Origin of the sequence: Paenibacillus sp. PL2-23 (assembly GCF_040834005.1) — a bacterium.
Classification (GTDB): Bacteria; Bacillota; Bacilli; order Paenibacillales; family Paenibacillaceae; genus Pristimantibacillus.
In genome coordinates this window covers 5,366,876-5,380,305 of sequence record NZ_CP162129.1, presented here as the reverse complement: position 1 = coordinate 5,380,305, position 13,430 = coordinate 5,366,876, and the positions used below count along the sequence as shown (strand labels likewise).

At 55.0% G+C, this 13,430-nt stretch carries 14 protein-coding genes; 13 read left to right on the top strand and 1 reads right to left on the bottom strand.

The features are described 5' to 3' along the window. Positions 1-16 precede the first annotated feature (16 nt). The 4 genes from AB1S56_RS23775 to AB1S56_RS23760 all read left to right on the top strand — a co-directional run bounded on the left by AB1S56_RS23775 (position 17) and on the right by AB1S56_RS23760 (position 4,187). Positions 17-955 carry an ABC transporter permease gene (locus AB1S56_RS23775; protein ID WP_340870894.1) on the top strand — a complete coding sequence of 313 codons (939 nt, stop codon included), beginning with the start codon at positions 17-19 and terminating at the stop codon, positions 953-955. A 34-nt stretch (positions 956-989) separates the two neighbouring features. Continuing rightward, complete coding sequence (locus AB1S56_RS23770) at positions 990-1,997, top strand: ABC transporter ATP-binding protein (RefSeq protein WP_340870836.1); 1,008 nt, start codon at positions 990-992, stop codon at positions 1,995-1,997. Further along, positions 1,994-2,950, top strand: coding sequence for a dipeptide ABC transporter ATP-binding protein (locus AB1S56_RS23765; protein WP_340870837.1), 957 nt, complete (start codon positions 1,994-1,996; stop codon positions 2,948-2,950). The genes AB1S56_RS23770 and AB1S56_RS23765 overlap by 4 nt, the downstream gene beginning before the upstream one ends. A gap of 130 nt (positions 2,951-3,080) precedes the next feature. After that, on the top strand, positions 3,081-4,187 hold the full coding sequence (locus AB1S56_RS23760) for a mechanosensitive ion channel family protein (RefSeq protein ID WP_340870838.1): 1,107 nt from the start codon (positions 3,081-3,083) through the stop codon (positions 4,185-4,187). A gap of 88 nt (positions 4,188-4,275) precedes the next feature. Here the strand turns inward: AB1S56_RS23760 and AB1S56_RS23755 are convergent, their stop codons facing one another. Further along, positions 4,276-6,486 (bottom strand): Ig-like domain-containing protein, encoded by a 2,211-nt coding sequence (locus tag AB1S56_RS23755; RefSeq protein ID WP_340870839.1) that lies wholly within the window; start codon positions 6,484-6,486, stop codon positions 4,276-4,278. 234 nt (positions 6,487-6,720) lie between these two features. On the opposite strand from AB1S56_RS23755, the gene upp reads away from it, so the two are divergent. The 9 genes from upp to atpA all read left to right on the top strand — a co-directional run bounded on the left by upp (position 6,721) and on the right by atpA (position 13,350). Continuing rightward, on the top strand, positions 6,721-7,350 hold the full coding sequence (gene upp, locus AB1S56_RS23750; RefSeq protein ID WP_340870840.1) for a uracil phosphoribosyltransferase: 630 nt from the start codon (positions 6,721-6,723) through the stop codon (positions 7,348-7,350). 107 nt (positions 7,351-7,457) lie between these two features. After that, positions 7,458-8,606 (top strand): non-hydrolyzing UDP-N-acetylglucosamine 2-epimerase, encoded by a 1,149-nt coding sequence (gene wecB, locus AB1S56_RS23745; protein ID WP_340870841.1) that lies wholly within the window; start codon positions 7,458-7,460, stop codon positions 8,604-8,606. 191 nt (positions 8,607-8,797) lie between these two features. Continuing rightward, positions 8,798-9,034 (top strand): AtpZ/AtpI family protein, encoded by a 237-nt coding sequence (locus tag AB1S56_RS23740; RefSeq protein ID WP_340870842.1) that lies wholly within the window; start codon positions 8,798-8,800, stop codon positions 9,032-9,034. Then, positions 9,024-9,386 carry an ATP synthase subunit I gene (locus tag AB1S56_RS23735; RefSeq protein WP_340870843.1) on the top strand — a complete coding sequence of 121 codons (363 nt, stop codon included), beginning with the start codon at positions 9,024-9,026 and terminating at the stop codon, positions 9,384-9,386. Before AB1S56_RS23740 ends, AB1S56_RS23735 begins: the two co-directional genes overlap by 11 nt. Positions 9,387-9,412: 26 nt before the next feature. Further along, a complete protein-coding gene (atpB, locus tag AB1S56_RS23730; RefSeq protein ID WP_340870844.1) occupies positions 9,413-10,180 on the top strand; it encodes a F0F1 ATP synthase subunit A in 768 nt (255 codons plus the stop codon). Between the two features lie 110 nt (positions 10,181-10,290). Next, the gene (gene atpE, locus AB1S56_RS23725; protein ID WP_340870845.1) at positions 10,291-10,509 is read left to right on the top strand and encodes a F0F1 ATP synthase subunit C; all 219 of its coding nucleotides are present in this window, start codon (positions 10,291-10,293) and stop codon (positions 10,507-10,509) included. A gap of 292 nt (positions 10,510-10,801) precedes the next feature. Next, the gene (gene atpF, locus AB1S56_RS23720) at positions 10,802-11,284 is read left to right on the top strand and encodes a F0F1 ATP synthase subunit B (protein WP_340870846.1); all 483 of its coding nucleotides are present in this window, start codon (positions 10,802-10,804) and stop codon (positions 11,282-11,284) included. Then, positions 11,281-11,829, top strand: a complete 549-nt coding sequence (locus tag AB1S56_RS23715; protein ID WP_340870847.1) for a F0F1 ATP synthase subunit delta — start codon at positions 11,281-11,283, stop codon at positions 11,827-11,829. The genes atpF and AB1S56_RS23715 overlap by 4 nt, the downstream gene beginning before the upstream one ends. Before the next feature lie 15 nt (positions 11,830-11,844). After that, positions 11,845-13,350, top strand: a complete 1,506-nt coding sequence (gene atpA, locus AB1S56_RS23710; protein WP_340870848.1) for a F0F1 ATP synthase subunit alpha — start codon at positions 11,845-11,847, stop codon at positions 13,348-13,350. The last annotated feature ends 80 nt before the right edge of the window (positions 13,351-13,430 follow it).

Here is a 13,430-nt window from a genome sequence, read left to right as displayed (position 1 = left end):
TGATTTCAATATCAAAATGTCTTCCACCGAACACTCTGACAGGCTGTCGCCCGAGCTGTTCGAGAAGCTGCGTCGTGACGAGGTGCGAGTCGACGAGGTTGGCCGCAAAAGCCTGACGGCATGGCAGGATATCAAGCAGCGTCTGCTTAGCAATAAGCTGGCGATGTTCGGCTTCTGGATTATCGTCTCGTTGATTGTTTTGTCCATCCTTATGCCTCTGATCTGGCCGCTGGATCATTACACAACGAATCTTCAGAATACGAATCAGCCGCCTAACGCGACGCATTGGTTCGGCACTGATGAACTAGGCCGGGATATGTTCGAGAGAGTGTGGAAGGGTGCTCAGGTATCGCTGTTCGTCGGCGTTGTCGCCGCGTTGATCGATCTTATCATCGGTATTATATATGGGGGGATCATGGGCTACTTCGGCGGCAAGGTCGATGAGGTCATGAACCGGTTCTCGGAGATACTGGCTGCGATTCCTTACCTGCTTGTCGTTATTCTCCTGCTTGTTGTCATGGAGCCGAGTCTTACGACGATTATCGTCGCGATGTCGATTACGGGCTGGATCAACATGGCGTGGATTGTGCGAGGACAGATTATGCAGCTCAAAAATCAGGAGTACGCTTTGGCGTCGAAGTCGCTTGGCGCGGGCGCGTTCCGCATTATTTTCCGTCATCTGATTCCTAACGCAATGGGTCCCATTCTCGTCACGCTGACGCTTACGATTCCAAGCGCGATCTTCACCGAGGCGTTCTTGAGCTTCCTCGGTCTCGGCGTTCAGTCGCCGATCGCTTCTTGGGGAACGATGATTGATGACGGCGCGGGTGCGATGATGAGCGGTTACACGTGGCGGCTGTTGTTCCCGGCCTTATTCCTGAGCATCACGATCTTTGCTTTTAACGTCTTCGGAGACGGTCTGCGTGACGCGTTTGATCCGAAGCTGAAAAAATAGTAGCTAAGCTTAGCTGAGAGGAGGTCACCTAAGGATGAAGAAGACCTTGCTGGAAGTGAAAAACCTGAGCGTTTCGTTCGATATCTATGCCGGGGAAGTACAGGCGATCCGAGACATTTCCTTCGATGTGAAGGAAGGCGAAGCTGTTGCGATCGTAGGGGAATCCGGCTCGGGCAAAAGCGTTACCGCCCAATCCATTATGCGTCTGAATCCATCTCCGCCAAGTCGTATCAAGTCTGGCTCCGTCAAGTTCGACGGACAAGAGCTGCTCACCTTGACAGAGAAGGAAATGCAGACCGTGCGCGGCAATAAGATCGGTATGATCTTCCAGGATCCTATGACTTCATTAAATCCAACGCTGACGGTGGGCGCGCAAATTATGGAAGGGCTGATCAAGCATCAGAATGTCAGCAAGGCCAATGCAATGGCCAGGGCGATTGAGATGCTTAATCTGGTCGGCATTCCGAATCCGGAGCAGCGGATCAAGCAATATCCGCATCAATTCTCCGGCGGCATGCGGCAGCGTGTCATGATCGCCATCGCGCTGGCATGCAATCCGTCACTGCTTATCGCGGACGAGCCGACCACAGCGCTGGACGTAACCATACAGGCGCAAATCATGCGCGTGATGAAGGATCTGCAGCAGAAGATGGGTACCTCCATTATTCTGATCACCCATGATCTTGGCGTCGTAGCCGATGTCTGCGATCGCGTCATCGTCATGTATGCCGGACGGATCGTCGAGACCGGAACCAAGTGGGAGATCTTCCAGAATCCGCAGCATCCCTATACGCGCGGCCTGCTGCGCTCCCTTCCGCGTCTGGACCAGCGGAAGGACGAGCCGCTTATTCCGATTCCGGGCACGCCGCCGGATCTCATCAAGCCGCCAGTGGGCTGCAGCTTCTGCGCGCGCTGCGATGAAGCGATGAAGGTATGCGTGGATAATGATCCTAATTTGCATCACATCAAGGATAGCGAATCCCATGCGGCTGCGTGCTGGATGCTGCATCCTTATGCGAAACGGGAGGTGCCGGTATCATGAGCTCTCCACTCGTTCAAGTCAATGATTTGCGCAAGTTCTTCAACTTGGGCAAAGGCAATATTCTGAAAGCCGTGAACGATATCTCGTTCAACATCGGGCGCGGCGAAACCGTAGGCGTCGTTGGTGAATCCGGTTGCGGCAAGTCTACGGCAGGCCGCACGATTCTGCGGCTGTACGAGCCGACCGGCGGCGGCGTGACGTTCGACGGCAAGGATATCTATAAGCTGAAGGGCGCCGAGCTGAAGGCGCTGCGCCGCAACATGCAGATGATCTTCCAGGATCCCTATGCTTCGCTTAACCCTCGTATGACGGTGACCGACATCATCGGTGAGGCGCTGGACATTCATAATCTGGCGGGAAGTCGCGCCGAGCGCAAGGGCAAGGTCGAGGGCTTGCTGGATCTCGTCAACCTGAACCCGGAGCATGCGCTGCGTTATCCGCATGAGTTCTCCGGCGGTCAGCGTCAGCGGATCGGGATCGCCCGCGCGCTTGCGGTGGATCCCAAGTTCATCATCGCCGATGAGCCGATCTCCGCGCTGGACGTATCCATCCAGGCCCAGGTCGTGAACCTGATGCAGGATCTGCAGCGCAAGATGGGGCTGACTTATTTGTTCATCGCGCATGACCTGTCCATGGTGAAGCATATATCCGACCGCGTGGCGGTTATGTACCTCGGCAAGATCGTAGAGCTCGCGGAGAGCAGTGAGCTGTACGACAATCCGCGCCACCCTTATACCCGCGCCCTGCTGTCCGCGATTCCGATCCCGGATCCGCAGGTGGAAGCGGAGCGCGAGCGCATCGTGCTGAAGGGTGACCTTCCTAGCCCGATTAACCCGCCGAGCGGCTGCCAGTTCCATACGCGCTGCCCGATCGCGACGGACAAGTGCAAGACCGACGCGCCGAAGCTGCTCGATGTGGGCAAAGGCCACTTCGCGGCTTGCCACTACGCGTAAGTGTATAGGGAAAAGCCTCCTTCACAACTTGATGAAGGAGGCTTTTTTTTGCTGCGAGGCGCCTTCGACGGATGAAGGGATCTATGTTAGAATGGACCTTTATTTTCCCGGGAAGGAGAGATGGATACGAATGATGGATTGGGTGATGGAGAGGGCGGAGGCTTGGAGGCTTGTGGAGCTGGGCATTTCGCTTGGCATATTCGCATTGTTCCTGCTGTTCCGGAAGTTGTTCGTCAGCTTTCTGTTCTCTTATCTGATGAGGAAGCTGGAGAGGGTGAGGCTGGCTGCCCGTGTGCTGGAGGGCTTCGAGAAGCCGCTTCGCGGCATATTTGTTCTGTTAGGCGCTTATTTAGCCATTATCTATTACGCGACTGGGGATAGCTGGCTGTATCTTCATCTTTATGTTGTGCACAGTCTATTTCGCAGCTTCATGATTTTGCTTATTGGTGTGGGCCTGTACAACCTGTCCGCATCCTCCTCCGTGCTGCTGGAGACGATCAGCAAGCGCTTCGGTGGCGACGATTCCAGCATGCTGATTCCGTTCCTGTCCAAGGTGGTGCGGTTCATCATCGTGGTGATCGTGTTCACGGCGGTCGTCTCGGAATGGGGCTTCAATATTAATGGCGTAGTAGCCGGGATGGGTCTGGGCAGCCTCGCGATCGCCCTGGCGGCGAAGGACACGCTGGGCAATATACTGGGAGGCATTGTTATCGTGATGGAGAAGCCGTTCTCCAAGGGGGATTGGATTCTGACTCCGGCTGTGGAGGGCGTTGTGGAGGATATTACGTTCCGCAGCTCCAAAATCCGCACATTCGCGGACGCCTTGGTGACGGTGCCGAACTCGACTCTCGCGGATTCGCCGATTACGAACTGGAGCCTAATGGGACGGCGGCGCATTACCTTCACGCTGAACGTTGCGCTGGACACGGACGGCGATCGCCTGACGGCGGCCATCAGCCGCATCGAACGTTATTTGATGGAGAACAGCGATATAGACGAGCGCACCATTATGGTGCGGTTCAATGAGTTTAAGGAAAGCGGACTCGGCATCTTCCTTTATTATTTCACCAAGACTGTCGTTTGGAAGGACCACCTGACGGTACGGCAGGAGACGCAGCTGGAGATGCTGCGCATACTGAAGGAGGAGAGCGTCAGGCTGGCTTATCCGGTGCAGCGCGTGCTGCTGGAGAGCGGCGCATCCCAGGAGCAGGGCGGGGAGACGCTGCGGGGGATGTAACACGGAAAGTGAAGGGATATGAACAAGGACAGCCCTGCTGGAGCGTACATACGCTTTCCGGCAGGGCTGTCCTGTTTCCCGACGCTTCTTATTTAACCGTTACACGGATGGAGATGGTTTTGCCTCCGAAGGACGCCTTGACTGTGGCAGAGCCCTTGCCGACGGCGGTAATCCGCCCGTCCTTAACCGACGCCACAGAGGCGTTGGAGGTTGTCCATTCCGCCAGCAGCGTCGCATCTACAGGGGCTCCTGTATAATAGACGGCCTGCACGTGGACCGCAACCGTTCCCCCTATCGCCAGCTGCGCGGATTTGGTGGAGGGCTGCAGCGATTTCAGCTTAGGCGTAACAGTGACGAGCACCTCTACGGTGTTCCCCTGATAGACGCCCGTTACTTTGGTGGTGCCGACGGCTATCGCCTTCACGGAGGATGAGCCGCTGATGGCTGCGATATCGGCGTTTGCGACAGCCCAGTTCATTTTGGTGCCGACGTTCACCTTCTTGCCGTTCTTGTAATAGCCGGTCACCTTGATGGATTTGGAGCGGCCAGGGTTCAGCTCCAGGCTTGTTGGCTCAACCACGAGCTTCACAATTTCTTCTTCTATTTTCACGCGAACGGAGACTGTCTTGGTTAGATACGTACCCGTCAACGTGACGGTGGACGCCTCCAGACCCTTCATCTCCTTCTCCAGAAGCACAATGTTATCCGACGTGGTTGTCCATTCCACCGACTCCGATATATCGGCCTCCTCACCATCCTCATAGATGACGGTGACCTTCGGCAGCGGGGTGGCTTGGCCCAGAACGACGCTCATATCCTTGGCCTCGGCGAGCAGCTTGACCGGCTTCAGATGAACAACCAGCTTCACCTTGACCTCCAGGTCCTGCACAGTGCCTGTCAATGTCGTCTCGCCAAGCTTCTTGGCCGTCCAGACGCCGTTCTCCAGCTCTGCAATCTCTTCGTCCGCCGCCTCCCACTTCACAAGCTTCGACACATCGAGGGTTGATCCGTCGAAGGTGGTCGCCGTTATCGGAGGGAGCTCCCCCTGGAGCTTCCTGAAGCCATCAATGGTTGATTTGGCAGCCTTCAGCCCTTTGATGCTGGGGTATACCGTAACCTGAATGCTGCGGCTGACGCCCTTATGGGATACGGTAATTTTGGTGGTGCCTACCGACTTTGGCGTTACCCTGCCCTGGGAGACTGTCGCTACGGACACCTCCGACGATGTCCATACGCCTGCGGCCGTAATGTCAGAGGTCACGTTCGAGTTGCTGAGCGCCTCTGCCTTGATCTGAAGCGGTGCGTCCTGCAGCTGCATATGGAACTCCTTGTCCGGTGCAATGCGTATGGACTGGTAAGGCGTCCGCACCACGACATTCAGCGTGTCAGCCACCCCGAGATAGGAGACGGTTATGGCAGCTTTCCCGGTTCCGACTGGCGTGACGACGCCCTGATCCACGGTGAGCACCTTGGTGTTGCTGCTGGTCCACGTCGCTTCCTCCGTCACCTCCAAGGAGCCGCCTGATTTCCGCTCGACCACTGCGGCGAGGGAGAAGTCATCTCCGCCAACCTCCAGCTCCAGCAGGTCATTGGGTGCCTTGGGGCTGATCGCGATCGACTTGAACGGCGATGTTACGGTAAGCTTGACTGTATCCGACCGGCCCTTGTACTTGGCTGTAATCGTAGCCATCCCGGCGCCCTTCAGCGTGATCTGGCCGTTGTCGACTGTGGCGACAGCAGAGCTGGATGTGCTCCATGCCGCGACATCGGTAATGTTCTGCCCGTCCCCGTCGAGGGTGAAGGCGAGCGAGTCGCCCAGCAGCACATTGGAGATGGCGGCAGGGGCTGCAGAGTTGTTCAGCATAAGCGTCACTTCATTGTAGACGTAATCCGATGACGCCTTGATGGTTAAGGTATAGCCTTTATATGTAGCTGTAATCGTCGCGGTGCCTTTGCCGACCCCGCTTAAGACGCCTTTGTCGACCTTGACGATGGAGCTGCTTGAGGTCTTCCAGACGGCCTCCGCCGTTATATCCTTCCTGGAGGCGGAGCCAGACTGAATGGCCAGCACAGATAGACGAACGGTGCCGTCCTCTACATACATCTCCAGCGAAGAGGTGCTCGGATTGTAATCCGACTCGGCGTAGCTCCACTCGATGCCGGTTACGCTGTCCTCCGCTGCGTATGCGCCTGACGGCAGCAGCATGCCGGATGTGAACATGATAATAGCAAGCATGGCAGTGAGCCAGCGGCGGGCTTGATGATCCAGCATCCGCAGGCTTTTTTGTATTGGCAACACAGGTATCCCATCCCTTTCATTGGAAAATATTATCTCCTCCATATCATTAACGGCCATTCAGAGTCGAAAATGTAGAGGCGAATACGAATATTTTCACACGGAGAACGAAACAATTTTGTCAATCTCGGATGCAACCCTTTCTTTACAGTGCTATAATATATGGGATTGTGACCATGCTAAGAGTAGAGGTACAGCAAGGCCCGTCGACTTGGAAACTGGGAGGAATTACGCTCCATGAGCAAATTGGTTATTTGTGACCATCCCTTAATTCAGCACAAACTGACGTTTATTCGGAATAAAGAGACGAATACGAAGGATTTCCGCGAGCTGGTGGATGAAGTTGCGACATTGATGGCTTACGAAATTACGCGGGACATTCCGCTGGACACGATTCAGGTGGAGACGCCTGTTGCCGTGACGGAAGCGAAGGTTGTCTCGGGACGCATGCTGGGGCTGATCCCCATTCTGCGAGCTGGACTCGGGATGGTGGATGGTATTCTGAAGCTGATCCCATCGGCGAAGGTGGGGCATATTGGCCTCGCGCGCGACCATGAGACGCTGCAGCCCAAGGAATATTATATTAATCTGCCGACGGACGCGCCGAACCGCCTGCTGATCGTCATCGATCCCATGCTGGCGACGGGAGGGTCCGCTATTGCCGCGATTTCCTCTCTGAAGAAGCGCAGCTGCGACCAGATCAAGCTGATGTGCCTCATCGCTGCTCCGGAAGGCGTGAAGGCGGTGCAGGATGCGCATCCCGACATCGATATCTATATCGCCGCGCTGGATGAGCGCCTGAATGAGAAGGGCTACATCGTCCCTGGACTCGGCGACGCCGGCGACCGCATGTTCGGCACGAATTAGAAAGGCCTCGAAAGAGGATTTCTCATAAATATAGGTTTAAAAAATCTGGTTTTCAGCACCGAGAAGATGCGGATTTTTTAAACTACCATAACTGGGAGTGGAATATTTTGTCGAAATTAAAGGTAATGACGATATTTGGCACCCGGCCTGAGGCGGTGAAGATGGCCCCTCTCGTACTGGAGCTGCAGAGACGGGACGACCAGATTCAATCCATCGTCTGCGTGACGGCGCAGCATCGCCAGATGCTGGACCAAGTGCTCGATTTCTTCGAGATCAAGCCGAATTACGACCTGAACGTGATGAAGGAGCGGCAGACGCTGACGGAGACGACGGTACGCGTGCTGGAGGGGCTTGAGCCGGTGCTTGCGGAAGCGAAGCCGGATATCGTGCTTGTGCACGGCGATACGCAGACGACGTTCCTCGCGAGCTACGCCGCCTTCCTGAAGCAGATCAAAGTTGGCCATGTTGAAGCCGGCCTGCGCACCTGGAACAAGATGTCGCCGTATCCCGAGGAGATGAACCGTCAGCTCGCCGGCGTATTATCCGATATTCACTTTGCTCCGACCGATTGGTCGGCGAACAACCTGCGCAAGGAGAACAAGTCGGAGGAATCCATCTACATAACGGGCAATACGGCTGCGGATGTGTTCCAGTATACGGTAGACGAATCGTTCAGCCATCCCGTGCTGGAGTGGGCCAAGGGCAAGCGGATGATTCTGATGACGGCGCACCGCAGGGAGTCGCTTGGAGAGCCGCACCGCAACATCTTCCGCGCGGTGAAGCGCATTGCGGATGAGCATGAGGATGTGGTTGTGGTGTACGCCGTGCACTTGAACCCGGCGGTTCGGGAGCCGGCCAACGAGATATTGGGAGGCCATCCCCGCATTCGTCTGATTGATCCGCTGGACGTGTTCGAGTTCCATAACTTCTACCCGCACACGTATATGATTATGACGGACTCCGGCGGCATGCAGGAGGAGGCACCATCGTTCGGAGTGCCGACGCTGGTGCTGCGGGATACGACGGAGCGGCCGGAGGGCATCGAGGCCGGCACGCTGGAGCTGGTCGGGACGGATGAGGAGCAGGTGTACAGCAAGGCGAAGTCGCTGCTGAACGATTCCGCGCTGTATTGCCGGATGAGCCAAGCGGCCAACCCATACGGCGACGGCAGGACTTCGGAGCGAATTGTTGATGCGATTCTGCATCATTTTGGACGAAATGCACAGCGCCCGGAAGCGTTCACACAACGTTCATAGTTTATTCCCGGCGGGCGTATAAAGCCTGAATGTACAGCATACAGTGGCACTGTACGGTTTTGGAGGCGCAAGAGTCCTTGTTCCACAAGGGTTTTCACCCCTTTATTCACGCAATGTTTGCCAGTTCGTCAATTGACAAACCTTGCGCCGCTTGGATAAAATAAATGAGGATTGACAGGGGTTGGGACAATATGAATGAGAAGCGCAATGATGACAATCCGTGGAGAGCCGCCGCGCTTGTGGGCGGGCTTGGCATCGATGTCGGGATTTGTATATTCTTGGGGTATTGGCTTGGCTCGATAGCCGGGGAACGCTTCGGCGATTCGAAGACCTGGATGGCTTCCGGGCTGCTTGTTGGTCTGGCTGTCGGCATTCTTTCAGCCATTCTGATTGTCAGGAAGGTGATGAAGAGGACCGATGGTGGATAATATTTTCAAAACGGCGATGCGTTGGGCGCTTCTTATAGCGGCTGCCTGCCTGCTGCTCTGGCTGGTTATGCCGGAGTGGAAGAGCGTATACGCTGGTCTTCTGCTGGGCATATTCGCAAGCTTTCTGAATGCGCTTATGCTGAGACGCAGGGTGGACATTGTAGGACAAGCCGTAAGCGGCAAACGCCGCATGGGAATGGGACTAGGCAGCCGCATCGCGATGGTGCTGCTCGTTGCCATGATTGCCTACAAGAATCCAGAGACGTTCAACCTGCCGGCTACGCTGGCGGCAAGTATGGTGATGCCGTTTCTTACATTGGTATCCGCTTTTCTACACCATAAACGCGAATAAACATGTGAAAGGGGTGAAATTGTTACATGCATGAATTTCCCATAATTATTGTGGGCGGCTTCGAAATTGACTTGTCGACGTGGGGAGCAATCATTATCTCTTCGATAATTACCTTCCTGCTTGCTCGTCTCGCCGTTCGCAACCTGTCCTTACACAATCCGGGCAAGCTGCAGAACTTCATGGAGTGGGTCGTCGAGTTCGTTCACAACACAATCGCGAGCACGATGCCGCTTGAGAAGGTAAAGCGTTTCGTGTCGTTAGGCATGACGCTGATCATGTTCATCTTCGTGTCCAACTTACTTGGCTTGCCATTCGGTATCGTGTTCGATTTCCATCACGAGAACGAATTCTTTGGCATTACGAAGGAAGTTCTGGAGCATCACGGTGGTGCGGTGCACATGGCATTCTGGAAATCCCCGACAGCTGCTCTAGAGGTTACAGCCGGTCTCGCGATTACGGTGATCTTCCTTGTTCACTACCTGGGCCTGAAGGAGAACACGAAGCACTACATCAAGCACTATGTAGAGCCGTTCCCGATCTTCTTGCCGCTTAACATCATTAAGGAGATCTCAAAACCGATTACACTGGCTCTTCGTCTCTACGCGAACATCTTCGCGGGCGAGGTTCTGATCTCAACCATTCTGATGCTGGGCGTGGTCGGTATTCCGTTCCTGGCGATTTGGCAGGGCTTCAGTATTTTCGTAGGCGCTATCCAGGCATTCCTGTTCACCATTCTGACGATGGTGTACATCTCGCAAGCTACAGTTCATCATCACGAAGACGAAGCGCATTAAGCTTTGGTTTAAGCCCCGTCTGAGAGTCGGGTTCGATATCTTGAACGGGATTAGATATATCTAACCGCAACACCACCAATCTAAAACCTATATTCGAGGAGGATTTTTAAATGGATTACGGAGTTTTGGCAGCAGCACTAGCAGTTGGTTTGGGCGCACTTGGCGCAGGTATCGGTAACGGTATGATCGTAAGCAAAACAATCGAAGGTATCGCTCGTCAGCCTGAGCTTCAAGGCAAGCTGCAAACAACAATGTTTATCGGCGTTGGTATCGTCGAAGTTGTGCCGATCATCGGCGTAGTTATCGGCTTCTTGGCGTTCTTCGCTTAAGAATCGTCATACTCGAGCCATTGGCGGGGAAGGCCTAGCCCTCTTCGCCTTCGTTGTGAATACGAGATGTTTAAGAAATAACTTCGAATAAACGTTCAAAAATCCCGGTTTTCAGCACCGAGAAGGTTGAATGAAGCTAGAAAATGAGGATCGGAGCGTAGCAGCGCTACGTGAGAACCGGAAGTTTCGGCTGAATTCAAGATTCGATGCCGAGTATGCTTCATGAATAGCTTCGTGATCAAAATCGGGGTTTTTGAACTACCTTTATAAGTTGGTAGGAAGGAGTGGCAGAATGGATTTTGTATGGGAATCGACGGTATTCGCGATCGCGGCGTTTCTGATCTTGTACTGGCTGCTCAACAAATATGCTTTTGGCCCATTGTTCTCGATCATGGAGCAGCGCAGACAGCTGATCCAGCAGCAGATGAACACGGCTGAGACAAGCCGCAAAGCAGCAGAAACTTCGATGGAAGAGCAGAAGGCGGCGCTTGAGCAAGCACGCAAGGAAGCTTACGCCATCATCGAGCAAGCAAGAACAACCAGCACGAAGCAAGCGGAAGAGATCGTTCAATCCGCCAAGAACGAAGCGGGCCGCCTGAAAGGCGACGCGCTTAAGGATATCGAAAGCGAGAAGAACAAAGCGATCGCAGCGCTCCGCTCGGAAGTCGGAGGCATCTCCGTTCAAATCGCTTCCAAGATCATCGAGAAGCAAGTGGACGAGAAGTCCCAGGAGCAGCTGGTTGATCAATACCTGAAAGAGGTCGGAAGCAAATGAGCCGCGACACGGTAGTAGCGAAGCGCTACGCAAAAGCCTTGTTCGAGCTAGCTTCCGGCAGCAGCATCGTTTCGGAGGTTGAAGCGCAGCTCAAGCTGATCGCGGACGCCCTGACTCAAGACGCAGAGATCGGGAAGTTCCTTTCCCTTCCAAGCGTTGCGCCTGCATCCAAGATTGAAGTGCTGAAATCCGCTTTCGGCGACAAAGTGTCCGGTCTTGTGCTGGATACGCTGAGAGTTATCGTATCGCGCGGCCGTCAAGAGCTGATCGGCGACGTATACGAAGCTTACACGAAGATCGCGGGAGAAGCTCTTGGTCAAGCTCATGCGACGGTATACACCGCGCAGAAGCTGTCCGACGCTGAGCTAGCGGGAGTCGCGGAGCAATTCGGAAGCATCACAGGCAAAAAAATTATTGCACAGCAAATTGTCGAGCCAGCGCTGCTAGGCGGCATGCAAGTGCGCATCGGCGACCGCCTGTACGACGGAAGCTTGTCCGGCAAGCTGGAGCGTTTACAAAAATCTTTACATTCCAAAGCACTGTAGATAGGGGTGAACGAATTGAGTATCAGACCTGATGAAATCAGCACGCTGATTAAACAACAGATCGAACAATATAAATCCGAGATTCAAGTCGTAGACGTCGGCACAGTCATCAATGTCGGTGACGGTATCGCTCGCGTACACGGCCTTGAGAACGCGATGCAAGGCGAGCTGCTCGAATTCGCGAACGGTGTAATCGGCATGGCGCTGAACCTCGAGGAAAGCAACGTGGGTGTCGTTATCCTCGGTCCTTACACGGACATTCGCGAGGGCGACCAAGTGAAACGCACGGGCCGCATCATGGAAGTACCTGTTGGCGACGAGCTTCTGGGCCGCGTCGTTAATCCGCTGGGCCAGCCGGTTGACGGCAAAGGTCCAACGAACACAACAGCAACTCGTCCGGTTGAATCCCCGGCGCCAGGCGTTATCGACCGTAAATCGGTTCATGAGCCTATGCAGACGGGTATCAAAGCAATCGACGCGATGGTGCCAATCGGCCGCGGTCAACGCGAGCTGATCATCGGCGACCGTCAAACAGGTAAAACGGCGATCGCGATCGACGCGATCATCAACCAAAAGGGCAATGGCGTAAAATGTATCTACGTTGCCATCGGCCAAAAGCAATCCACAGTAGCCAACGTTGTGGAAACTCTTCGCCGCCACGGCGCGATGGACTACACCATCGTCGTAACAGCGAGCGCTTCCGAGCCGGCTCCACTGTTGTTCCTGGCTCCATACGCAGGCGTATCCATGGCTGAGTACTTCATGTACAAAGGCGAGCACGTCCTGATCGTATACGATGACCTGTCGAAGCAAGCCGCGGCTTACCGCGAGCTGTCCCTGCTTCTCCGTCGTCCTCCGGGCCGCGAGGCTTATCCGGGCGACGTATTCTACCTGCATTCCCGCTTGCTGGAGCGCGCAGCTAAGCTGAGCGACAAGCTCGGCGGCGGCTCGATCACAGCTCTGCCGTTCATCGAGACGCAAGCGTCCGACGTTTCGGCTTACATCCCGACGAACGTGATCTCCATCACGGACGGCCAGATCTTCCTTGAGTCCGACCTGTTCTACTCCGGCCAACGTCCGGCGGTTAACGTCGGTATCTCCGTATCCCGCGTAGGCGGTTCCGCGCAGATCAAGGCGATGAAGAAGGTTGCCGGCACGCTCCGTCTGGACCTTGCGGCATACCGCGAGCTTCAAGCGTTCGCTCAGTTCGGCTCCGACCTCGACAAGTCGACTCAGGCTCGTCTGAACCGCGGCGCGCGTACAATGGAAATTCTGAAGCAAGGCGTGAACCAGCCGATGCCGGTTGAGAAGCAAGTGATCTCGATCTACACAGCGGTTAAAGGCCACCTTGACGACGTAGCGCTGGAGAATATCGGCCGCTTCGAAAGAGAATTCCTGGCGTTCCTGGAATCCAACCATCCGGAGATCGGCGCTTCCATCCGCGACACCAAAGACTTGGTAGCGGACAACGAGAAGGCGCTTGTCGCAGCCATCCAAACATTCAAGAAAAGCTTTGCCTAAGCAAGCGTTCGAAGCGCCGGCACCAGCCTGCGCGTAGAAGCTCTGATTGGGGCATCGGGTTAACATATTCTACGCTCGGC

Coding starts and splice junctions, on each gene's coding strand:
- AB1S56_RS23760 (WP_340870838.1), top strand. CDS start 3,081: ATGATGGATTGGGTGATGGAGAGGGCGGAGGCTTGGAGGCTTGTGGAG.
- AB1S56_RS23775 (WP_340870894.1), top strand. CDS start 17: ATGTCTTCCACCGAACACTCTGACAGGCTGTCGCCCGAGCTGTTCGAG.
- AB1S56_RS23740 (WP_340870842.1), top strand. CDS start 8,798: ATGAATGAGAAGCGCAATGATGACAATCCGTGGAGAGCCGCCGCGCTT.
- AB1S56_RS23770 (WP_340870836.1), top strand. CDS start 990: ATGAAGAAGACCTTGCTGGAAGTGAAAAACCTGAGCGTTTCGTTCGAT.
- AB1S56_RS23735 (WP_340870843.1), top strand. CDS start 9,024: ATGGTGGATAATATTTTCAAAACGGCGATGCGTTGGGCGCTTCTTATA.
- atpB (WP_340870844.1), top strand. CDS start 9,413: ATGCATGAATTTCCCATAATTATTGTGGGCGGCTTCGAAATTGACTTG.
- upp (WP_340870840.1), top strand. CDS start 6,721: ATGAGCAAATTGGTTATTTGTGACCATCCCTTAATTCAGCACAAACTG.
- atpF (WP_340870846.1), top strand. CDS start 10,802: ATGGATTTTGTATGGGAATCGACGGTATTCGCGATCGCGGCGTTTCTG.
- atpE (WP_340870845.1), top strand. CDS start 10,291: ATGGATTACGGAGTTTTGGCAGCAGCACTAGCAGTTGGTTTGGGCGCA.
- AB1S56_RS23765 (WP_340870837.1), top strand. CDS start 1,994: ATGAGCTCTCCACTCGTTCAAGTCAATGATTTGCGCAAGTTCTTCAAC.
- AB1S56_RS23715 (WP_340870847.1), top strand. CDS start 11,281: ATGAGCCGCGACACGGTAGTAGCGAAGCGCTACGCAAAAGCCTTGTTC.